Below are 653 nucleotides of genomic sequence, written 5' to 3' on the forward strand. Positions count from 1 at the left end.
ACGTTAGGTAGCATAACCAAGATAATCCGGAGAATTGAAGAAATAAAGTTGTAAAAAACTAACTGATAAAAAATATAAAACATGACAGATTTATTTAGAGGAACATACTTTGAGGCGATGAATATTAGAAATCTATTAGAAAACGAAAATATTGAAGTCTTCACCCAAAATGAGAATATGTCAAACATCGAACCTTGGGCGGTTACTTCAGGAGGTTTTAATCCGGTAATCTTAAAAGTTAATAATGAAGATTTTGAAAACGCAAAAAAAATCATAGAAGATTACGAAAATGGAAACTTAAATTTAAACACTAACGAAATTGAGAAATAAATAAAAGGCTTATTATAAAAGTTTAAATCTTAAACTAAACTCTTTATTGAAATAACTTTGTCGAAAATGGAAATTTTAGCTGAACTAAATTTGAAAAAAATCTACGTAAAGTAGAAACGTTTAGCAGAACTGAATGTAAAATACAACGCTGAAAATAATTGAATACGGAAAAGGTTTGCGTATAAAGTTACGCTACCTAACAGCCACTACAACGGATTTGGGCATTGGGCTTAATGGAAAGAGGGTTTTGTACTTGGGATGATTTGGCAAATCCGAAGAATGGGCTTAATTTAGTCCCAAACCCGCTGTAGTGCCAAGACGTT

1 protein-coding gene is annotated in these 653 nt (G+C 31.4%); it reads left to right on the top strand.

Annotated features, from left to right (window positions below; all coding sequences use genetic code 11):
* The first annotated feature begins 81 nt into the window (after positions 1–81).
* The gene (locus DOS84_RS18840) at positions 82–330 is read left to right on the top strand and encodes a putative signal transducing protein (RefSeq protein WP_243636408.1); all 249 of its coding nucleotides are present in this window, start codon (positions 82–84) and stop codon (positions 328–330) included.
* Positions 331–653 lie beyond the last annotated feature (323 nt).

Source organism: Flavobacterium aquariorum (assembly GCF_003254745.1).
Classification (GTDB): domain Bacteria; phylum Bacteroidota; class Bacteroidia; order Flavobacteriales; family Flavobacteriaceae; genus Flavobacterium; species Flavobacterium aquariorum.

What these genes read in the sequence shown, in the direction of transcription:
- DOS84_RS18840 (WP_243636408.1), top strand. Translation starts at nt 82, where the DNA reads ATGACAGATTTATTTAGAGGAACATACTTTGAGGCGATGAATATTAGA.